The sequence below is a fragment of the Mesorhizobium sp. B2-6-2 genome (genome assembly GCF_006440615.1).
Taxonomy (GTDB): domain Bacteria; phylum Pseudomonadota; class Alphaproteobacteria; order Rhizobiales; family Rhizobiaceae; genus Mesorhizobium.
On the sequence record NZ_VFUG01000002.1, the window covers coordinates 470367 to 485943 of the forward strand.

Below are 15577 nucleotides of genomic sequence, written 5' to 3' on the forward strand. Positions count from 1 at the left end.
AAAGGCTGCCCTTTTTCTTAAAGCGCGGCGCACCTTAAGCCTCTGTTTTGACGCCTATCATTTTCCCAAAACCGCTGCACACTTTTGGGGGACATGGGTTAAGCTGCGAGAAGATGACCGTACGGCAAGTGCGGCGAAGCCGAGAGGGGAAGATGGATCCGATTTCGAAATTCCTGACCGACTACAAAATCCCCATCGGGCCGTGGGGCAAGGCCTTCTTCGGCTTCCTGACCGACAATTTCGACACCATCTTTCGGGCGTTTTCAAACGGGCTGAATTTCATCCTCGACGGGGCGGTGGACCTGCTGCTGATGGTCCCGCCCGTGCTTCTGGCGCTGGTCATCGCGATCATCGCCTGGCTGCTGCAGCGTTCGCGGCCGCTCGCCATCGGCGTCTTCCTGGGCCTGATCTTCATCATCAACCAGAATCTGTGGAAGCAGACGGTGCAGACACTGGTTCTGGTGGTCGCGGCCGCCGCAATGGCCATGGCGATCGGCGTGCCGCTCGGCATCTGGGCCGCGCACAAGCCGAAGGTCTACCGCGTCATGCTGCCGGTGCTCGACCTGATGCAGACGCTGCCGACCTTCGTCTACCTGATCCCGGTGCTCACGCTGTTCGGCCTCGGCAACGCGCCCGGCCTGATCGTCACCATCATCTTCGTCATTCCGACGGCCGTGCGCCTCACGCATCTCGGCGTGGTCTCGGTGCCGAAGGCAATCGTCGAAGCGGGCGAGGCGTTCGGCGCCACCAAGCGCCAGCTTCTGTGGAAGGTGGAGCTGCCGTCGGCGCTGCCGACCATCATGGCGGGCCTGACGCAATCGATCATGCTGTCGCTGTCGATGGTGGTGTTCGCCGCCCTGATCGGCGCCGGCGGCCTCGGCACCGAAATCAACCGCGCGCTCGGCTCGCGCCGCATCGATCTGGGGCTCGAGGCCGGCCTCGCCATCGTCGTGCTCGCCATCGTGCTCGACCGCATGACCCGCATCGGCGTTGGAGGCAAGAAATGACCGTCGCGGTGGATTTCAAAAATGTAGACATCGTCTTTGGCGCCGATCAGGCTGGTTCGCTGGCCATGATCGACAAGGGCGCCACGCGCGCCGAGATCCTCGAAAAGACCGGTAACGTGCTGGGTTGTGCCGGCGCCAGCCTGACCGTCCATGAGGGCGAGATCTCGGTGCTGATGGGCCTGTCCGGCTCCGGCAAGTCGACGCTGCTGCGAGCCGTCAACCGGCTCAATGTGGTGTCGCGCGGCCAGGTGCTGGTCAAGGACGGCGATCGCACGGTCGATGTCGTCACCTGCGACGAGGCGACCTTGCGGCGGTTGCGCCAGAAGCAGGTGGCCATGGTGTTCCAGCAGTTCGGCCTGCTGCCCTGGCGCACGGTCGAGGAAAATGTCGGCTTCGGCCTCGAGCTTGCCGGCGTGCCGGAGGCGGAACGCAAGGCGCGCGTGCAGAAGCAATTGCAACTGGTCCATCTCGACCAATGGTCGAAGAAATATGCCCATGAGCTTTCGGGCGGCATGCAGCAGCGCGTCGGTCTCGCCCGGGCTTTCGCCACCGAGGCGCCGATCCTGTTGATGGACGAGCCGTTCTCGGCGCTCGACCCGCTTATCCGCACCAAGCTGCAGGACGAATTGCTGCAGCTCCAGGCCGAGCTGAAGAAGACCATCATCTTCGTCAGCCACGACCTCGAGGAGGCGCTGAAGATCGGCAGCCACATCACGATCATGGAGGGCGGCCGCATCGTGCAGACCGGCGCGCCGGAAGACATCGTCTTGCGTCCAGCCAACGACTATGTCCGCGATTTCATCGCCAATGTGAATCCGCTGTCGGTGCTGACGGCGTGGAACGTGATGCGCGACCGCCGCGACCTGGAGCACGGCGATAACGGCTGGGTGTGGCTCGATCGGCGCAAGACGACACGCTTCAAGATCGACGACCACGGCCTTGTGGCGGCGGCCGAGCGCGACGGCAAGCCGGCGGTGTGGGTGTCCTGCGCCGATGTCGAGCGCCAGCCGGAGGAGGGCGCCCAGGTGTTCTGGGCCAATCCCGGCACGCCGCTGAAAACGGTGATGCTCGCCATGCACCGGTCGCAGACGGCGCCGGTGGCACTGTTCGACGAAGGCTCGCGCTTCGTCGGCTCGATCGGCATCAGGGACGTGTTGAGCGCGGTGCTGAGGCGGTAGGGCCTTCGCGGGCGCCGCCCGGCCTGCGGCCGGGCGCCTGACCGCAGCTTGTTTTTCGCTTCCTTCGAGCGCAGAGTCCGCCCGTTGCGTGCCCATGCGCCGAGGGGGTGATGCCGACGTCGCGCACAGGGGTTCCAGGCGCGGTTGCGCTGTCGATTTTCGCCGGGGTCTCGCTAGCTAGCGGCACCGCGTTCCCGCAAAGTTTTGCCATCGGCAATGGCGTCACAGCCGGCCAGCAGACGATGACCGGCGCCGGCGACACCGGCATCGTGGCTCCAAACGGAGCGATCGAAACATTCGGCATCGGTGCCGATGCAGTGCGGATGCTCAATTCGGGCCAGCAGCTCACCAATTACGGGTTGATAGCAACATTTGGCGACGGCGCCGCCAATGTGCATTCGCAAGGGCTCGACGCGACCATCCTCAACAACGGAGTCATTCTGGCGACAGGCGATGGCTCGATCGGCGTTTTGTCGGAGGTCGGCAATGCGCATATCGTGAACGATGGCGCGATAGAGGCGCTTGGCGTTGCCTCATACGGCATCATCAGCGACGCCCCGGGCGGGCGCGTGGACAACCGTGGCTTTATCGGCGTTTCAGGCACGGCCGCCGCAGGCATCATCGGCGATGGGCCGGACCTGGAGATAGATAATAGCGGCTCGATCGAGGCCTATGGGATCGCCGCCGCCGGGATCATCTGGCAGAGCAACGGCCTTCGGCTGGAGAATTCCGGGTCGATCACTGTGTCGGGGCTGGCTTCCGTCGGCATTGGCGCCAGCGGCAATGACATCGCAATCGCCAACAGCGGCACAGTCAATGCCTTAGGGACAGCCTCGACAGGCATAGGCACGCTGTTCGGCAATGCCACGATCGGCAATTCCGGTTCGGTCATTGTCGAGGGGACAGGGGCCGTGGGCATCGCCGCCCAAGGCAGCAACTCCGTCGTGACCAATTCCGGCCGCGTCTTCAGCGACCAGAGCGTGGCAATCTATCTTGGCGCGCCGGGTGCGACGCTGAACCTGTTGGGCGGAACGGCCATCCAGGGGCCGATCGTCTTTTCCGGCGGCGGCAACACCGTCACCTTCGGTCTCGCGCTGAACGCCGTCATGAGTTTCTCGGGAAGCGGGGTGCCACAAACCGTCCTGACCGGCGGCAGGCCGTTCGTGACGAGCGGCGACAGCGTGGCGGTGGCGGACATCACCGGGTTTGCCAGCAGCGGGCCGCTTATCGAAGACCTTGTCGACGGCATAGCCGGTGTCGCCGAGGCGCGCATGTCTACCCCAGGCAATGGCTTGCCTGCGCCGCATCCAGACGCCTGGATCTCGACATTCGGCGGGATACGCGCCCAGGGTGGTTCCGGCGCATCGGCCGGGTTCAGCGAGGCGCTGGGCGGCGTGGTTGCCGGCGCTGAAAAACGCGCGGGCGACGGCTTCCTGGGTGGCCTGCTGCTGGGAGGTGCTGCGGGATCGACCGAGATCGACGACGATGCGCAGGAGATCGCCCATCGCAGCGTATTTGCGGGCGGTTATCTCGGCTATGACGGAGGTTCGCATTTTGCCGGGGTGACGTTGATTGCCGGCGCGATCGAGGAGCACAGCCGCCGCCGTGTCGCGAACAACCTGGTGCTTGATGGCGTCGAGACGGCGCGGGCCGATTTCAGCAGCGTCTTTCTCAGCCCGTCGGTTATGTTCGGCACTCGGCTGCCGGTCGCGGCCGGCACGCTGATCCCCAGCGTGCGGCTGCGTTACGTAGGCTTCTTCGTCGACGACTACGGAGAGATCGGTTCGGACGGCGATCTCGCGGTCGCGCGCCGCAACGTCAACGTGTTTTCGGCGCGCGGTCAGCTCGCGCTGGCTTTGGCGCCTGTCGGCACGCCTAGCCAGGCTTGGCAAACCATGCTTCGAGCGGGGATCGATGCGATCGCGCAAAACAGCGGCGAAGTTTCGGCGACATTGCTTGGCCAGGACATCTCTTTTCCCGCCGGCGGCAAGAAATTTGTGCTGCGCGGCTTTGCCGGCGCGGACGTGGCGGCGCAGGTGGGCGCCGGCATGATGCTCAATGCCGGCTTCGAGGCCGGCTACGGAAGCGATAATGCCTTCACCGTTCGCGGCCAGGCTCGCCTCAGCAAGGCTTTTTGAGGGATGCAAGACAACACGGGTGCTGGCACGACTTGAGTACCTTTTTACGACGGATGGGCTCGTTGGCCCTGTTCTAACATGGATGACAGGCAGGGTCTTGTGAGGCGAATCTGGAACTGGCTGTCCGAACCGCGAGCCGCGCAAATAGCGCTTGGCCTGTTGCTCGTCATCGCGGTCCGGTCGATCCTGGAATTCTTCAGGATCGGTGGAGCGGCCGGCGCACAGCTGCGCGGCGATGAAATCTTCTATATCGAAGGCGCGCTCGCCGCCGTTTGCGCCGGCCTCGCCGTTCTTGTCGTGCATGCCATCGGGCGGCATGGCTGGGCGACGCTTCTCACCGCCGCGGCGATAGCTGCCCTGTTGGCGTGGAAAATCGCGGTCATTGGCTGACGATAAGCGCTTGGTCAAAAAGCGCCACAATCCTATACTGCCACGCGGCCTCGCGGATCATTGCATTCGTGAAGGCCAGCGTTGCAGGTGGGGCACGTCGCAGGATGATCTTCCGTCAGCTCTTCGATTCCGTTTCGGGCACCTATTCCTATCTGCTTGCCAGCCGGCGCGGCGGCGAGGCGCTGATCATCGATCCAGTGCTGGAGAAGGTTGAGCGCTATCTGCAGCTGGTCAATGAGCTGGATCTGAGGCTGGTCAAGGCGGTCGACACGCATCTTCATGCCGACCACATCACCGGACTCGGCGCGTTGCGCGACAAGACGCATTGCGTGACCGTGATGGGTGAGCAGACCAAGGCCGACGTGGTGTCGATGCGGCTTGCCGACGGCGACAAGCTCGGCATCGAAGGCCTGGCGCTCGATGTCATCTATACGCCCGGCCACACCGACGATTCCTACAGCTTCATCCTGCCGGATCGTGTGTTCACCGGCGACACGCTGCTCATCCGCGGCACCGGCCGCACCGATTTCCAGAACGGCGATCCGCGCCAGCAATATGAATCGATCTTCGGCCGGCTGCTCAAGCTGCCCGACGAGACGCTGATCTTCCCGGCGCATGACTACAAGGGCGAGACCGTGTCGACGATCGGCGAGGAAAAGGCCTTCAATCCGCGCCTGCAGGTGAAGTCGGTCGACGAGTATGTGAACATCATGAACAATCTCAACCTGTCCAACCCGAAAATGATGGATGTGGCCGTGCCCGCCAACATCCGGGTCGGGCTGCACCAGGACGACATCGCCAGCCGCGGCTGGGCGGTCACCGCGGAGCAGGCGCTGGCGCTGGTCGGGCGACCCGACGTCGCGTTGATCGACCTGCGCGAGCAGACCGAGCGCGAGCGCCACGGGGCCATCCCCGGCGCGATTCACCTGCCTTATGCGCGGCTGCAGGAAAACATCGCCGCCGGCGGTATGTTGCACGAGCTGGCGAAGTCGACCAGCAAACAGATCCTGTTCTATTGCGCCTTCGGCGAGCGTTCGGCGATGGCGGTGCAAGCGGCGCAGGACGTCGGGATTTCCAGCGCCCGCCATATCCAGGGCGGCATCGACGCCTGGCGGAAAGCCAGCGGCCCGTTATCTCACTAGTTCCCCAGCGCAAACGCCGGGGATTGGATGAAGCCGCCCCGACGTCGTCATTCTATGGCGGAGCAAGGAGCGAAGCGACGCGCGCAGACCATGGAATCCATTCCGTGACTTGGAAGCGCCGCCTCGGTGCAGAATTCTGCTCCGTTACACGCCTTGGCGAAGGTAACGGCATGGATTTCAGGGTCTTCGCGACGGAGCTTCGCTCCTGCTCCGCCCTGGAATGACGATCGCGATGGGCGTTTCGGCCAATCTGCAAGGCATGCCGCCTGCCAACACAAACAGAGCCGACCGGTCAAAATCCCTGTGCAGTGCCACTAAAGCGCGTCGCGATCTTTCAGATTCGCTCCCTGCGCTTTAGGTTCTTGATTCTACGCATGCCTTTGTCCCGAAACCGGTTCCCACTTTCGGGAGGCATGCTTTAGCCGGGTTCAGTTCAGCCCGATGAGCTTGGCGCCGTTCCGGAACAGGGCTTCTCCATCCCGGTCGAACCGGAATGTCGCGATGAAATCGTCGGCGCGATAGTTCGGCAAGGTGTTGCGGATCGCGGCGGCGAAGGTTCGCGCCTCCTCCTGCCGGCCGGCCAGCGCCAGGCAATGAGCGGCGATCGCCAGTATGATGAGATGGGCGTTAGGGCGTGCCGCGGCCTTCAGCGCCCATTCGGCCGCCGCTTCGAATTCGCCGAGCCTTGCATGCGCCATGGCGCGCGCGCCCATCATGCCGAACAGCAGCGGATCGAAGGGGCTCAGATGGCGCGAATGGTCCGACGAACCGATCGCCGATTGCGGGTCGCCCGACTGCGAATGGACGAAGGACAGCGCGTAGTGGCCGAGCGCGAAATTGGGGCTGAGGTCGACGGCGCTCGCGAGCTCCAGCAGCGATCCGTCCTGCTCGCCGCGCAGCCAAAGCGCGCGGCCCATCGCCCAATGGGCGGCGGGGTTGCGGTCGTCGACCGAAAGGCTCTGGCCGGCGCTTTCAAAGGCAAGCGCGGTCTCGTGGTCGCGGTCGCCCCAGCGCTGGAAAGCATTCTGCCAGTGGGTGAAGGACATGCCGGCATAGGCGCGCGCGAAAGTGGGATCGAGTTTCAATGCCTCGCCGAAGAAATGCTGCGCCAGCTCGTTTTTCTGGCGGGTGAAGCGATACATGTGCCAGAGGCCGCGATGATAGGCCTCCCAGGCATTGAGCGAGTTTGGGGCTTTCAGCAATGCGCGGTTGCGCTCCACCGTCGCGATCTCGGCGGCGATCGACGAGACGATGCTGTTGCCGATATCCTCGATGACGATGAAGATGTCGTCGGGTTTGTGCTCGAAGGTTTCCGCCCAAACGATCCTTGCCGTGCGGACCTCGACAAGCTCGACCGAGACGATGAACCGGCCCGGCAGAGCTCGCACCGAACCAGTCGCGACATAGTCGACATTCAGCCTGCGCCCGGCGTCTTCCGGCGCGATGTTCTTCTCGGCGAGCGCGAAGACAGAGCCGCGGGCGATAACGAAGAAATCGCGCAGCTTGGCAAGCCGCGTAATGATGTCATGCGTGAGGCCATCGGCCAGCCCGCCACGGAAGCCGCCGGCGCCGGCGCTCTCCGCAAACGGCATCACCGCGAGCGAAGCCCGGCGTGTCGCAACGGGCTCGGATTCGTTCGCGGCGACCGGCGATTCCGAGACCGGGAAAGCCGGCCCGGATCGGGCGCATGGCGTTGCGCCGGCGTTCCGGGCTCTTATCTCCTGCCAAGCCTCGCGCAATGGCGTGAAATCCAGCTCTTCCGAGTGAAACAGCTCCGCTGCCGTGGCAAGATGCTCCTCGCCGGCGCCGATCTGCCCGCGCCGGGCCAGATTTTCCAGCAGCGCCACATGCGCGCGGCCGTCGAAGGGCGCAAGCTCCAGCCATTTGTCGATATAGGCGCCGGCCTCATCGGCTCCGCGTGGGAGAAGCCCGATAATATGCTCCAGAACCGCGACATGACATGCGCTGAAACGGCGGCGCTGCGCCGTCAGCCAGCTGCTGAAATGCGGGCTGCGACCGAGCTCGAGGCCGTCGAGAAAATCGCCGGCGAACAGTTGCGCAAGCGTCCGCAGGCGGTCGAGGCCAAGTGTCTCGATCCCTTTCGCCACCGCGGCAGCTGCCGCGACGGCATCGACGCTCACATCGCCGAGGCGAAGCGCCACGGTGTCGCCTTCCGTCTCGATCCGGCGCAAGCCCGGTTCGTCGAGCGCGGCACGCAGCTTGCTCAGGCACCAGCGCAACTCGCCGCGCGGATCGTTGGGCACGTCCCAGAGAAGCTCGCAAAGGCGGCTGCGGCTGACTGGGTGGGGCGCCAGAGCCAGATAGGCAAGCAGGGCGCGCAGCTTGCGTGACGAAGGCAAGGCCACAGGAACATCGTCGCGCATGATCGCAAACGGGCCGAGCAGCCTGATCGAAAGGCTGGCTGCCATGCTTTTCAGAGCCGACCGAACGGATTCCATGTCCGTTTCCACGCTCGCTCCCACGCCGAACAGTTGGTCCATGTTCTATCACCAAACACGACAGGGCGCATCCGTCGGCGAATTTCGAGCCGGATGCGGCCTTTGCCGAATTTGCCGGCAAGTCACACGCAACTAACGCGGCAAGGTGTCGAAACCGCGCCGCCCAAGCCGCCGGTTTGTAACCGGCACGTGAGGAGAGAGCCATGTTGCATCAATTGAAAATCAGGACCACGTCCGGGCGCGGCCGTCTGTTCGACAGCATTCTCGACACGGTCGGCGACACGCCGGTCATCCGCATCAACAATCTCGGCCCGGCGCATGCCACGATCTATGTGAAGGCCGAATTCTTCAACCCGGCGGCCTCGGTGAAGGACCGGCTGGCCCTCAACATCATCGAGGAAGGCGAGCGCAGCGGTAAGCTCAAGCCCGGCCAGACCGTGGTCGAGGCGACGAGCGGCAACACCGGCATCGGCCTTGCCATGGTCTGCGCGCAGAAAGGCTATCCGCTGGTGGTGACGATGGCCGACAGCTTCTCGATCGAGCGCCGCAAGCTGATGCGCATGCTTGGCGCCAAGGTGGTGCTGACGCCGCGCGCCCAGAAGGGATTCGGCATGTACAAGAAGGCGGTCGAGCTTGCCGAAACCAATGGCTGGTTCCTGGCGCGGCAGTTCGAGACCGAGGCCAACGCCGCCATCCACGAGGCGACGACAGCGCGCGAGATCATCAATGATTTCGCCGCTTCCAGGCTCGATGTGTTGGTCACCGGCTACGGCACGGGCGGCACGGTGGCCGGCGTCGGCCGCGTGCTGCGCCGCGAGCGGCCGGAGGTGAAGATCGTGCTCGCCGAGCCGGCGAACGCCCAGCTGATCGGCAGCGGCAAGGCCCAGGAGCGCGGCGCCGGCGGCGCGCCGGCCGCCAGCCACCCGGCCTTCGAGCCGCATCCGATCCAGGGCTGGACGCCGGACTTCATCCCCAACGTGCTGCAGGAGGCGATCGACCAACGCTATTACGACGAGGTGGTGCCGATCCCCGGTCCTGAAGGCATCAAATGGACGAAGGCGCTGGCGCGGCAGGAGGGCATCTTCACCGGCATCTCCGGCGGCGCCACTTTCGCCGTGGCGCGGCAGATCGCGGGCAAGGCCCCCGCCGGCTCGGTGATCCTGTGCATACTGCCCGACACGGGGGAGCGCTACATGTCGACGCCGCTCTTCGACGGCATCGAGGCGGACATGGACGCCGAGGAAACGGCGCTGTCGCGCTCGACGCCGAGTTGCCAGTTTGAAGCCTGACAAAACCGACCGCGACGCCGCCCCCGCATGGCGGCGCCGTTCTTTTAAGCGCGGGTCGACCCACGCCGGCGGGAGAGGCGAGATGGATATATTTCAGGAAGCGACCAACGTGGACGAAACACTCGATCCGCCGGATTGGGCCGATGTGGGAGCGCTCTCGCACCGAATCCTCGACGATGCAATCGCCTATCTCGAGGATGTCCGCGACCGGCCGGTCTGGCGCGAGATGCCGGCCGAGGTGCGGGCATTCTTCGGCGCACCTTTGCCGCGCTCGCCGGCGCCGGCGGCTGACGTCTATGACGACGTCGCCCGCAACGTGATGCCTTACCCGATGGGCAACATCCATCCGCGTTTCTGGTCCTGGTATATGGGATCCAGCAACTTCACCGGCGCGCTCGGCGATTTCCTGGCGGCGATCCAGGGCTCCAATCTCGGCGGCGGCAACCATGCCGCCGCACTGATGGACAGCCAGGTCGTCAACTGGATGAAGGAGATGGTCGGTTTCCCAGCCTCGGCCAGCGGCACGCTGGTCAGCGGCGGCTCGATGGCCAACATCATCGGCCTGACCGTAGCGCGCAACGTCAAGGCAGGCGTCGACGTGCGCGAGCGGGGTGTCGGCTCCATGCCGAAGCCGTTGCGCTACTACGCCTCGGACCAGGTCCATTCCTGTCATCGCAAGGCTGTGGAGGCGCTCGGCCTCGGCAATCAGGCGCTGCGGCGAATCCAGACCGATGCCGGCTTGCGCATCGATATCGCCGCACTCAAGGCGGCAATCGCGGAGGACCGCGAGACGGGCTTCTGGCCGGCCTGCGTGATCGGCACCGCCGGCACCGTCAACACCGGCGCGGTCGACGACCTGCAGGTGCTGGCGAGCGTGGCGGCCGAACAGGACCTCTGGTTCCATGTCGACGGCTGCATCGGCGCGCTCATCGCGATCGCGCCTGAGAACCGATCGCTCGTCGCCGGCATCGAGCAGGCGGATTCGATCGCGCTCGATCCGCATAAATGGCTGCACGCGCCGTTCGAAGCCGGTTGCGCGCTGGTGCGGGACGCATCCCAGCACCGCAACACATTTGCCGTGACGCCGGAATATCTGGAATCGACGCCGCGGGGCCTGGCCTCCGGAGAGTGGCTGCACGATTATGGGCTTCAAACGTCGCGCGGCTTCCGTGCGCTCAAGATCTGGATGGCGCTGAAGGAGCATGGCGTCGAGAAGTTCGGCCGCCTTATCGACCAGAACATCGCCCAGGCCCGCCACCTCACCCGGCTGATCGAGGCGGAGCCCGCGCTCGAACTGATGGCGCCGACCACCATCAACATCGTCTGCTTCCGCCATCGCCTGGATGGCGCATCGGAGGAAAGCCTCAAGGCGTTCAACACCGAGATCATGCTGAGACTCCAGGAAGAGGGCACCGCGGCGTTATCCGATACCACGGTGCAGGGCCGGCATTGCCTGAGGGTGGCAATCGCCAATCACCGCACGCGCCGCGGCGATCTCGACCTGCTGGTGACGGAGATGCTCAGGCTGGGACAGGAAATCGAGGCCGCGATATCGGTCTGAAGCACGCTCGGGAAGCTGTCTCAGCTTACCGTCAGCGTGGCGCCCGGTAGATAGAGCATGATCGGCCGGATCTCGTAGACGGCGGTGGGGTTGACGCGCTTGAGGTCGCGCGCCACCGCTATCGCCTCGTCCTGGGTCGCGCAGTCGAGGACATAGAGACCGAGCAACTGCTCCTTGGTCTCGGCAAAGGGACCATCGATCACCATGCCGTCGCCCGGACCGCGCAGCGTCACGGCCTTGGCCGTCGCGCCGAGCCTGGCCGCCGGCCCGAGCTTGCCCTCGCGCGTCAGCCTGTCGTTGACCTCGAGCAGGTCTTTCATCAATGCCGCATCCCCGTCGGACGACCAGGACTGCACGGTGTCTTCGACATGATAGGCAAGGACGGCGTAGAACATGGGTCGATTTCCCTCGTGACCAGGCGGGCCGCACTATCACAAGGATGGTTCGGCTGATCCAGTGGCGCCGGTGGCGGACAAAGCCCACTCCTGACTCAAGTTGCCAGCGGCAGCCGCAGCTCCGTCAGCAGCCCGCCACCAGGGTGATTGGAGAGATCGACCTCGCCGCCGGCGCCGCGCGCTATGTTGCGGGCGATGGTGAGGCCGAGGCCGAGGCCGCCGGTCGTGCGGTTGCGCGATTCCTCCAGCCGCACGAAGGAGCCGAACACCGCATCCAGCTTCGCCTGCGGAATGCCGGGACCCTCGTCGCGGATCGAAAGCGTGATCGTGTCGCCCGATCGCCGCACGCCGAGATGCGCCTTTTTGCCGTAGGTTACCGCGTTCTGGATGAGATTGGTGATGCAGCGGCGCAGCGCCACCGGCCGTGCGACGCAGATCAGGCCGCGCGACGGGACCACGTCTTCGTCGAAGGATGCGCCGTCGAAGGAGTCCGCCACCGATTCCACCAGCGACCAGAAATCGATCCGCTCGGCCTTTTCCTCGGTCACCTCGAATTTGGCGAAGTCGATGACCGAGCTCGCGATGCTTTCGATGTCGGCGAGGTCGTGCGCCAGCGCCTCGCGCGCGGGCGACCTGCGCAACAGTTCGAGACGCAGGCGCATCCGGGTCAGCGGCGTGCGTAGATCATGTGCCAACGCCGCCGCGAGGTGCTCGCGATCCTCGACATAATCGCGCAGCCGCATCTGCATGGCGTTTATCGCCTTCGCGGCTGCACGGATCTCGCGGCTGCCGCTTTCGGCGATCGGCGGGCTTTTCAGGTCGTTGCCGATGCGCGTCACCGCCGTTTCCATCATCCGGTAGGGCGCGGTCAGCCGGCGCAGCGACCAGATCGACATGATGACGATCAAACCGGCGATCAATGAGTAAAGCGGCAGGCTTTCGAGGCTCAGAATCGGTCCCGCCGGCGTGATCGGTTCGGTGAAATTCAGCCACTGCCCATCGGAAAAGCGCAGCGAGGCGGTCAGCTTGTCGCTTTGCGCGAAATCCGCGGCCAGGACCAGCAGGTCGCGCTCGACCTGGCCGACATCCTTGTTCACCGCCTGCCCGTCCGGGACATCGGCCTCCTGAGTGGCCGGATCGCGGCGCACGCGCGCATCGGTGATGCCGAACTTCGACAGGCGGCCGACCAGGATGTCCTCCAACTCGGCAAGCTGGTCGTCGCCGGCGATCGAAGAGGTGACGGCGGGCGTGTCCGAAACCGTCAGCGCATAGGTCGAGTTGAACAGGCCGGAGGCGGTCGCCTTGCGTTCTTCGGGCGTGGCGTCATGCATCAGCTGCACCAGCGAATAGGCGCGGTCGTTCAACCGGTAGAGATCGACGACGCTGTTGGCGGCGGCCCGATCGCGCGCGACGATGTAAAGCGTCGTCACCTGGCTCAGCATGAGACCGGCAATGACGATGAGCAGCACCCAGACTGGCAGGGTCTGCGGCAGGAAGCGTCTCATTCGGACGTCGTCTCGGGCAGGAACTGATAGCCGCCGCTGCGCACGGTCAGGATCAGTTTCGGCGTTTTCGGATCGTCTTCCATCTTGCGGCGCAGGCGGCTCACCAGAATGTCGACGCTGCGATCGAAGCTGTAGCCGGTGTCGCCGCCGGACAGCTCGATCAGCTGCTCACGGGTAAGCACGCGCTGCGCGCTCCTGACGAAGGTCTGCAGCAGGTTGAACTCGGCCATCGTCAGCTCAACCCGGACGTCGTCGGGCGCCGTCAGGCGGCGGCGCGCGCAATCCATGGTCCAGCCGGCAAAGCGGTAGACCTGCCTGGCGGTGGGCCGACGCGGCTCGGCGCTGCCGTTGCGTCTCAGCACGGCGCGGATGCGGGCCAACAACTCGCGTGGATCGAAGGGCTTGGGCACGTAGTCGTCGGCGCCCATTTCCAGGCCCACCACGCGGTCGGTCGTTTCGGTGACCGCGGTCAGCATGATGATCGGCGTGGTGTAGTTGGCGCGGATCTCGCGGCACAGCTCAAGCCCGCTTTTGCCGGGCAGCATCACGTCGAGAACGATCAGGTCGACCGGCGTGCGGCGCAGGACCGCTTCCATCTCGGTGCCGTCGCCGGCCACCGTCGTGTGCAGCCCGCGCTTCTGGAAGAACTCCTGCAGCAGGTCGCGTATGCCCTTGTCGTCATCGACGATCAGTATGTGCGCGTCGGATTTCACTCGAAACCTATCATTCTCTTTGCCGGCTCTTGCTGAATACCCGTTCCAGACAACCCACACGATAGAATTCGGGCCACATCTTGGCCAGTGGCCGCGATCGCCGTGCCGGCTGGGTTCCCAGAAACAATCCAGAAACAAAATTCTACAATCGAGAAAAACTGGTGAAAAATTTCAAGGGCATAACCGATGCCGTGGCGGTCAGATCATCGGCTGCGACGCAAGTTTCCGGAAGTAACGGACAAGACCAATGCAGAGGTTCTGGATCAGCGTGATGGGTGCTTTGCTCAGCATATCGCTCATCACAGCCGCAGACGGCGCCTCCACTGCAAAGGTCGCCGCCCCGCTCACCCGGACCGAGCGCTGCACCAATCTGAGCCGTCAGGTTGACGAAGCTCTCGAAACGCATGCCGCGGCAACGCAGGTCACCGCGGCGAAAGCACTGCAAAGAAAGGGAAACCGGTTCTGCGCCAACAAGAAACAGGCACAGGGGATCCGGATGCTCGCAAATGCTTTGAAGCTGCTTGGAGTGGCACCGATCGATCCCGTTCAGTGACACTCATCCAGACCCGCAAGAAAAGGGAAATGAAGCCATGAAGAAGTCCATCCTCTCCGCCCTCGGCCTCGGTGTTGCTCTCGCCTTCGCGATGCCGGCGCTCGGCAACGCGGCCGCCACGACGACCGCTGCTCCGGCTGCTTCGACCGCGACCACCACGCCTGCTCCGGCGGATAGCATGGCTGCGAAGCCGATGAAGAAAGCCGCTGCCAAGAAGGCCTGCAAAGTGACCAAGACGCACAAGTGCCCGGTCAAGAAGAAGGCGTCGGCTGCGAAGCCCGTTGCTGCGAAGCCGGCTGCCAAGAAGCCCTGATCCAGCGCTCGGCGCCACTAGATGAAGCCGCTCCAGTCGATTTCGGCAGGGGCGGCTTCGGCGGGAGCCCGAAACCGGCAGGTTTCCACCGCATTCAGTCTATCCTTAACCTGATTGCAATGCCGGTGCTGCAGGACAATCCGCATGAAGAAGCGGTTTTCGTCCCTGATGCGTTCGTTGACCCTCGGCGGCCTGATCGCCACCGCGGCGGCACGATCGTTGATCATCTTTACCGCAAGCCCCGTGCCGGATCCCGCCAGCGGCAGGACCGAGCCCGAGCTGTTCGCTCCGCTGATCTCTTCAAGCTTCGACTACATCACGCCGGCGCAGTCCTGGGTCCTGATCCTGCTGGCCGGCGCGACCGTGATCGGCCTTGTCGGCTGGATGTTCTTCGCCTTCGTCGAACGCGGCTCCGACATGAGTGGCGGTGCACGTTCCGGCAGATCGGGCACCGCGTTGCGCCGCCAGGTCGGGCGCCAGGGCCGTTGACCCTTCGGCAGTGATTCCCCACATAGAGCTGATGGTCCAGGCCGGCATTACCCGCGCGTGGAACTGGACGTATATTTGCTGCGTGACAGAATGAGAGCGAGAGAGCCCAGTTCTCGCTGGTGGATCCGATGCCCGAAACCGTCCTCAAACCCCGCACTAAGACGCAGCCGAAAACCGAGCGGCCGAAGCTCTACAAAGTCATCCTCGTCAATGACGATTTCACGCCGCGCGAGTTCGTGGTGACGGTGCTCAAGGGCGAATTCAAGCTCAGCGAGGATCAGGCGCATCGCGTCATGATCACCGCGCATACGCGCGGCGTGTGCGTCGTCGCGGTGTTTACGCGCGATATCGCCGAGACCAAGGCGACGCGGGCGACCGACGCCGGCAAGGCCAAGGGCTATCCGCTGCTGTTCACCACAGAACCGGAAGAGTAGGGGCTTTTCCC

General features: G+C 64.5%; 15 protein-coding genes. 11 read left to right on the top strand and 4 right to left on the bottom strand.

The window, feature by feature from the left end:
- Positions 1-152: 152 nt before the first annotated feature.
- From choW to FJ419_RS07645, 5 genes are all read left to right on the top strand, one after another.
- The gene (gene choW, locus FJ419_RS07625) at positions 153-1007 is read left to right on the top strand and encodes a choline ABC transporter permease subunit (protein ID WP_140546562.1); all 855 of its coding nucleotides are present in this window, start codon (positions 153-155) and stop codon (positions 1005-1007) included.
- Positions 1004-2185, top strand: coding sequence for a choline ABC transporter ATP-binding protein (gene choV, locus FJ419_RS07630; protein WP_140689160.1), 1182 nt, complete (start codon positions 1004-1006; stop codon positions 2183-2185). Before choW ends, choV begins: the two co-directional genes overlap by 4 nt.
- A 110-nt stretch (positions 2186-2295) precedes the next feature.
- Positions 2296-4323, top strand: a complete 2028-nt coding sequence (locus tag FJ419_RS07635) for an autotransporter outer membrane beta-barrel domain-containing protein (RefSeq protein WP_140689162.1) — start codon at positions 2296-2298, stop codon at positions 4321-4323.
- A gap of 159 nt (positions 4324-4482) precedes the next feature.
- Positions 4483-4713, top strand: coding sequence for a hypothetical protein (locus FJ419_RS07640; protein ID WP_140635390.1), 231 nt, complete (start codon positions 4483-4485; stop codon positions 4711-4713).
- 104 nt (positions 4714-4817) lie between these two features.
- Positions 4818-5855, top strand: coding sequence for an MBL fold metallo-hydrolase (locus FJ419_RS07645; RefSeq protein ID WP_140689164.1), 1038 nt, complete (start codon positions 4818-4820; stop codon positions 5853-5855).
- 428 nt (positions 5856-6283) lie between these two features.
- Here the strand turns inward: FJ419_RS07645 and FJ419_RS07650 are convergent, their stop codons facing one another.
- The gene (locus FJ419_RS07650; RefSeq protein ID WP_246679142.1) at positions 6284-8284 is read right to left on the bottom strand and encodes a transcriptional regulator; all 2001 of its coding nucleotides are present in this window, start codon (positions 8282-8284) and stop codon (positions 6284-6286) included.
- A 233-nt stretch (positions 8285-8517) separates the two neighbouring features.
- Here FJ419_RS07650 and FJ419_RS07655 point away from each other — a divergent pair, with 233 nt between their 5' ends.
- Both FJ419_RS07655 and FJ419_RS07660 read left to right on the top strand, forming a co-directional pair.
- Complete coding sequence (locus FJ419_RS07655) at positions 8518-9603, top strand: pyridoxal-phosphate dependent enzyme (protein ID WP_140689173.1); 1086 nt, start codon at positions 8518-8520, stop codon at positions 9601-9603.
- An 82-nt stretch (positions 9604-9685) separates the two neighbouring features.
- Positions 9686-11164, top strand: coding sequence for a pyridoxal-dependent decarboxylase (locus FJ419_RS07660; protein WP_140689181.1), 1479 nt, complete (start codon positions 9686-9688; stop codon positions 11162-11164).
- A gap of 20 nt (positions 11165-11184) precedes the next feature.
- Here the strand turns inward: FJ419_RS07660 and FJ419_RS07665 are convergent, their stop codons facing one another.
- The 3 genes from FJ419_RS07665 to FJ419_RS07675 form a co-directional block, all read right to left on the bottom strand.
- Positions 11185-11559, bottom strand: coding sequence for a YciI family protein (locus tag FJ419_RS07665; protein ID WP_140689188.1), 375 nt, complete (start codon positions 11557-11559; stop codon positions 11185-11187).
- Positions 11560-11654: 95 nt separating this feature from the next.
- On the bottom strand, positions 11655-13064 hold the full coding sequence (locus FJ419_RS07670; protein ID WP_140689195.1) for an ATP-binding protein: 1410 nt from the start codon (positions 13062-13064) through the stop codon (positions 11655-11657).
- Positions 13061-13777 carry a response regulator transcription factor gene (locus FJ419_RS07675; protein WP_140689201.1) on the bottom strand — a complete coding sequence of 239 codons (717 nt, stop codon included), beginning with the start codon at positions 13775-13777 and terminating at the stop codon, positions 13061-13063. The genes FJ419_RS07670 and FJ419_RS07675 overlap by 4 nt, the downstream gene beginning before the upstream one ends.
- 247 nt (positions 13778-14024) lie before the next feature.
- Between FJ419_RS07675 and FJ419_RS07680 the strand changes: the two genes are divergently transcribed.
- The 4 genes from FJ419_RS07680 to clpS all read left to right on the top strand — a co-directional run bounded on the left by FJ419_RS07680 (position 14025) and on the right by clpS (position 15566).
- Entirely contained in the window at positions 14025-14330 is a 306-nt protein-coding gene (locus FJ419_RS07680) for a hypothetical protein (protein WP_140546183.1), read from the top strand.
- A 37-nt stretch (positions 14331-14367) separates the two neighbouring features.
- Positions 14368-14643, top strand: a complete 276-nt coding sequence (locus FJ419_RS07685) for a hypothetical protein (protein ID WP_140689204.1) — start codon at positions 14368-14370, stop codon at positions 14641-14643.
- A 144-nt stretch (positions 14644-14787) separates the two neighbouring features.
- Entirely contained in the window at positions 14788-15132 is a 345-nt protein-coding gene (locus tag FJ419_RS07690) for a hypothetical protein (protein WP_246679143.1), read from the top strand.
- 128 nt (positions 15133-15260) lie between these two features.
- On the top strand, positions 15261-15566 hold the full coding sequence (gene clpS, locus FJ419_RS07695) for an ATP-dependent Clp protease adapter ClpS (protein ID WP_140546186.1): 306 nt from the start codon (positions 15261-15263) through the stop codon (positions 15564-15566).
- Positions 15567-15577 lie beyond the last annotated feature (11 nt).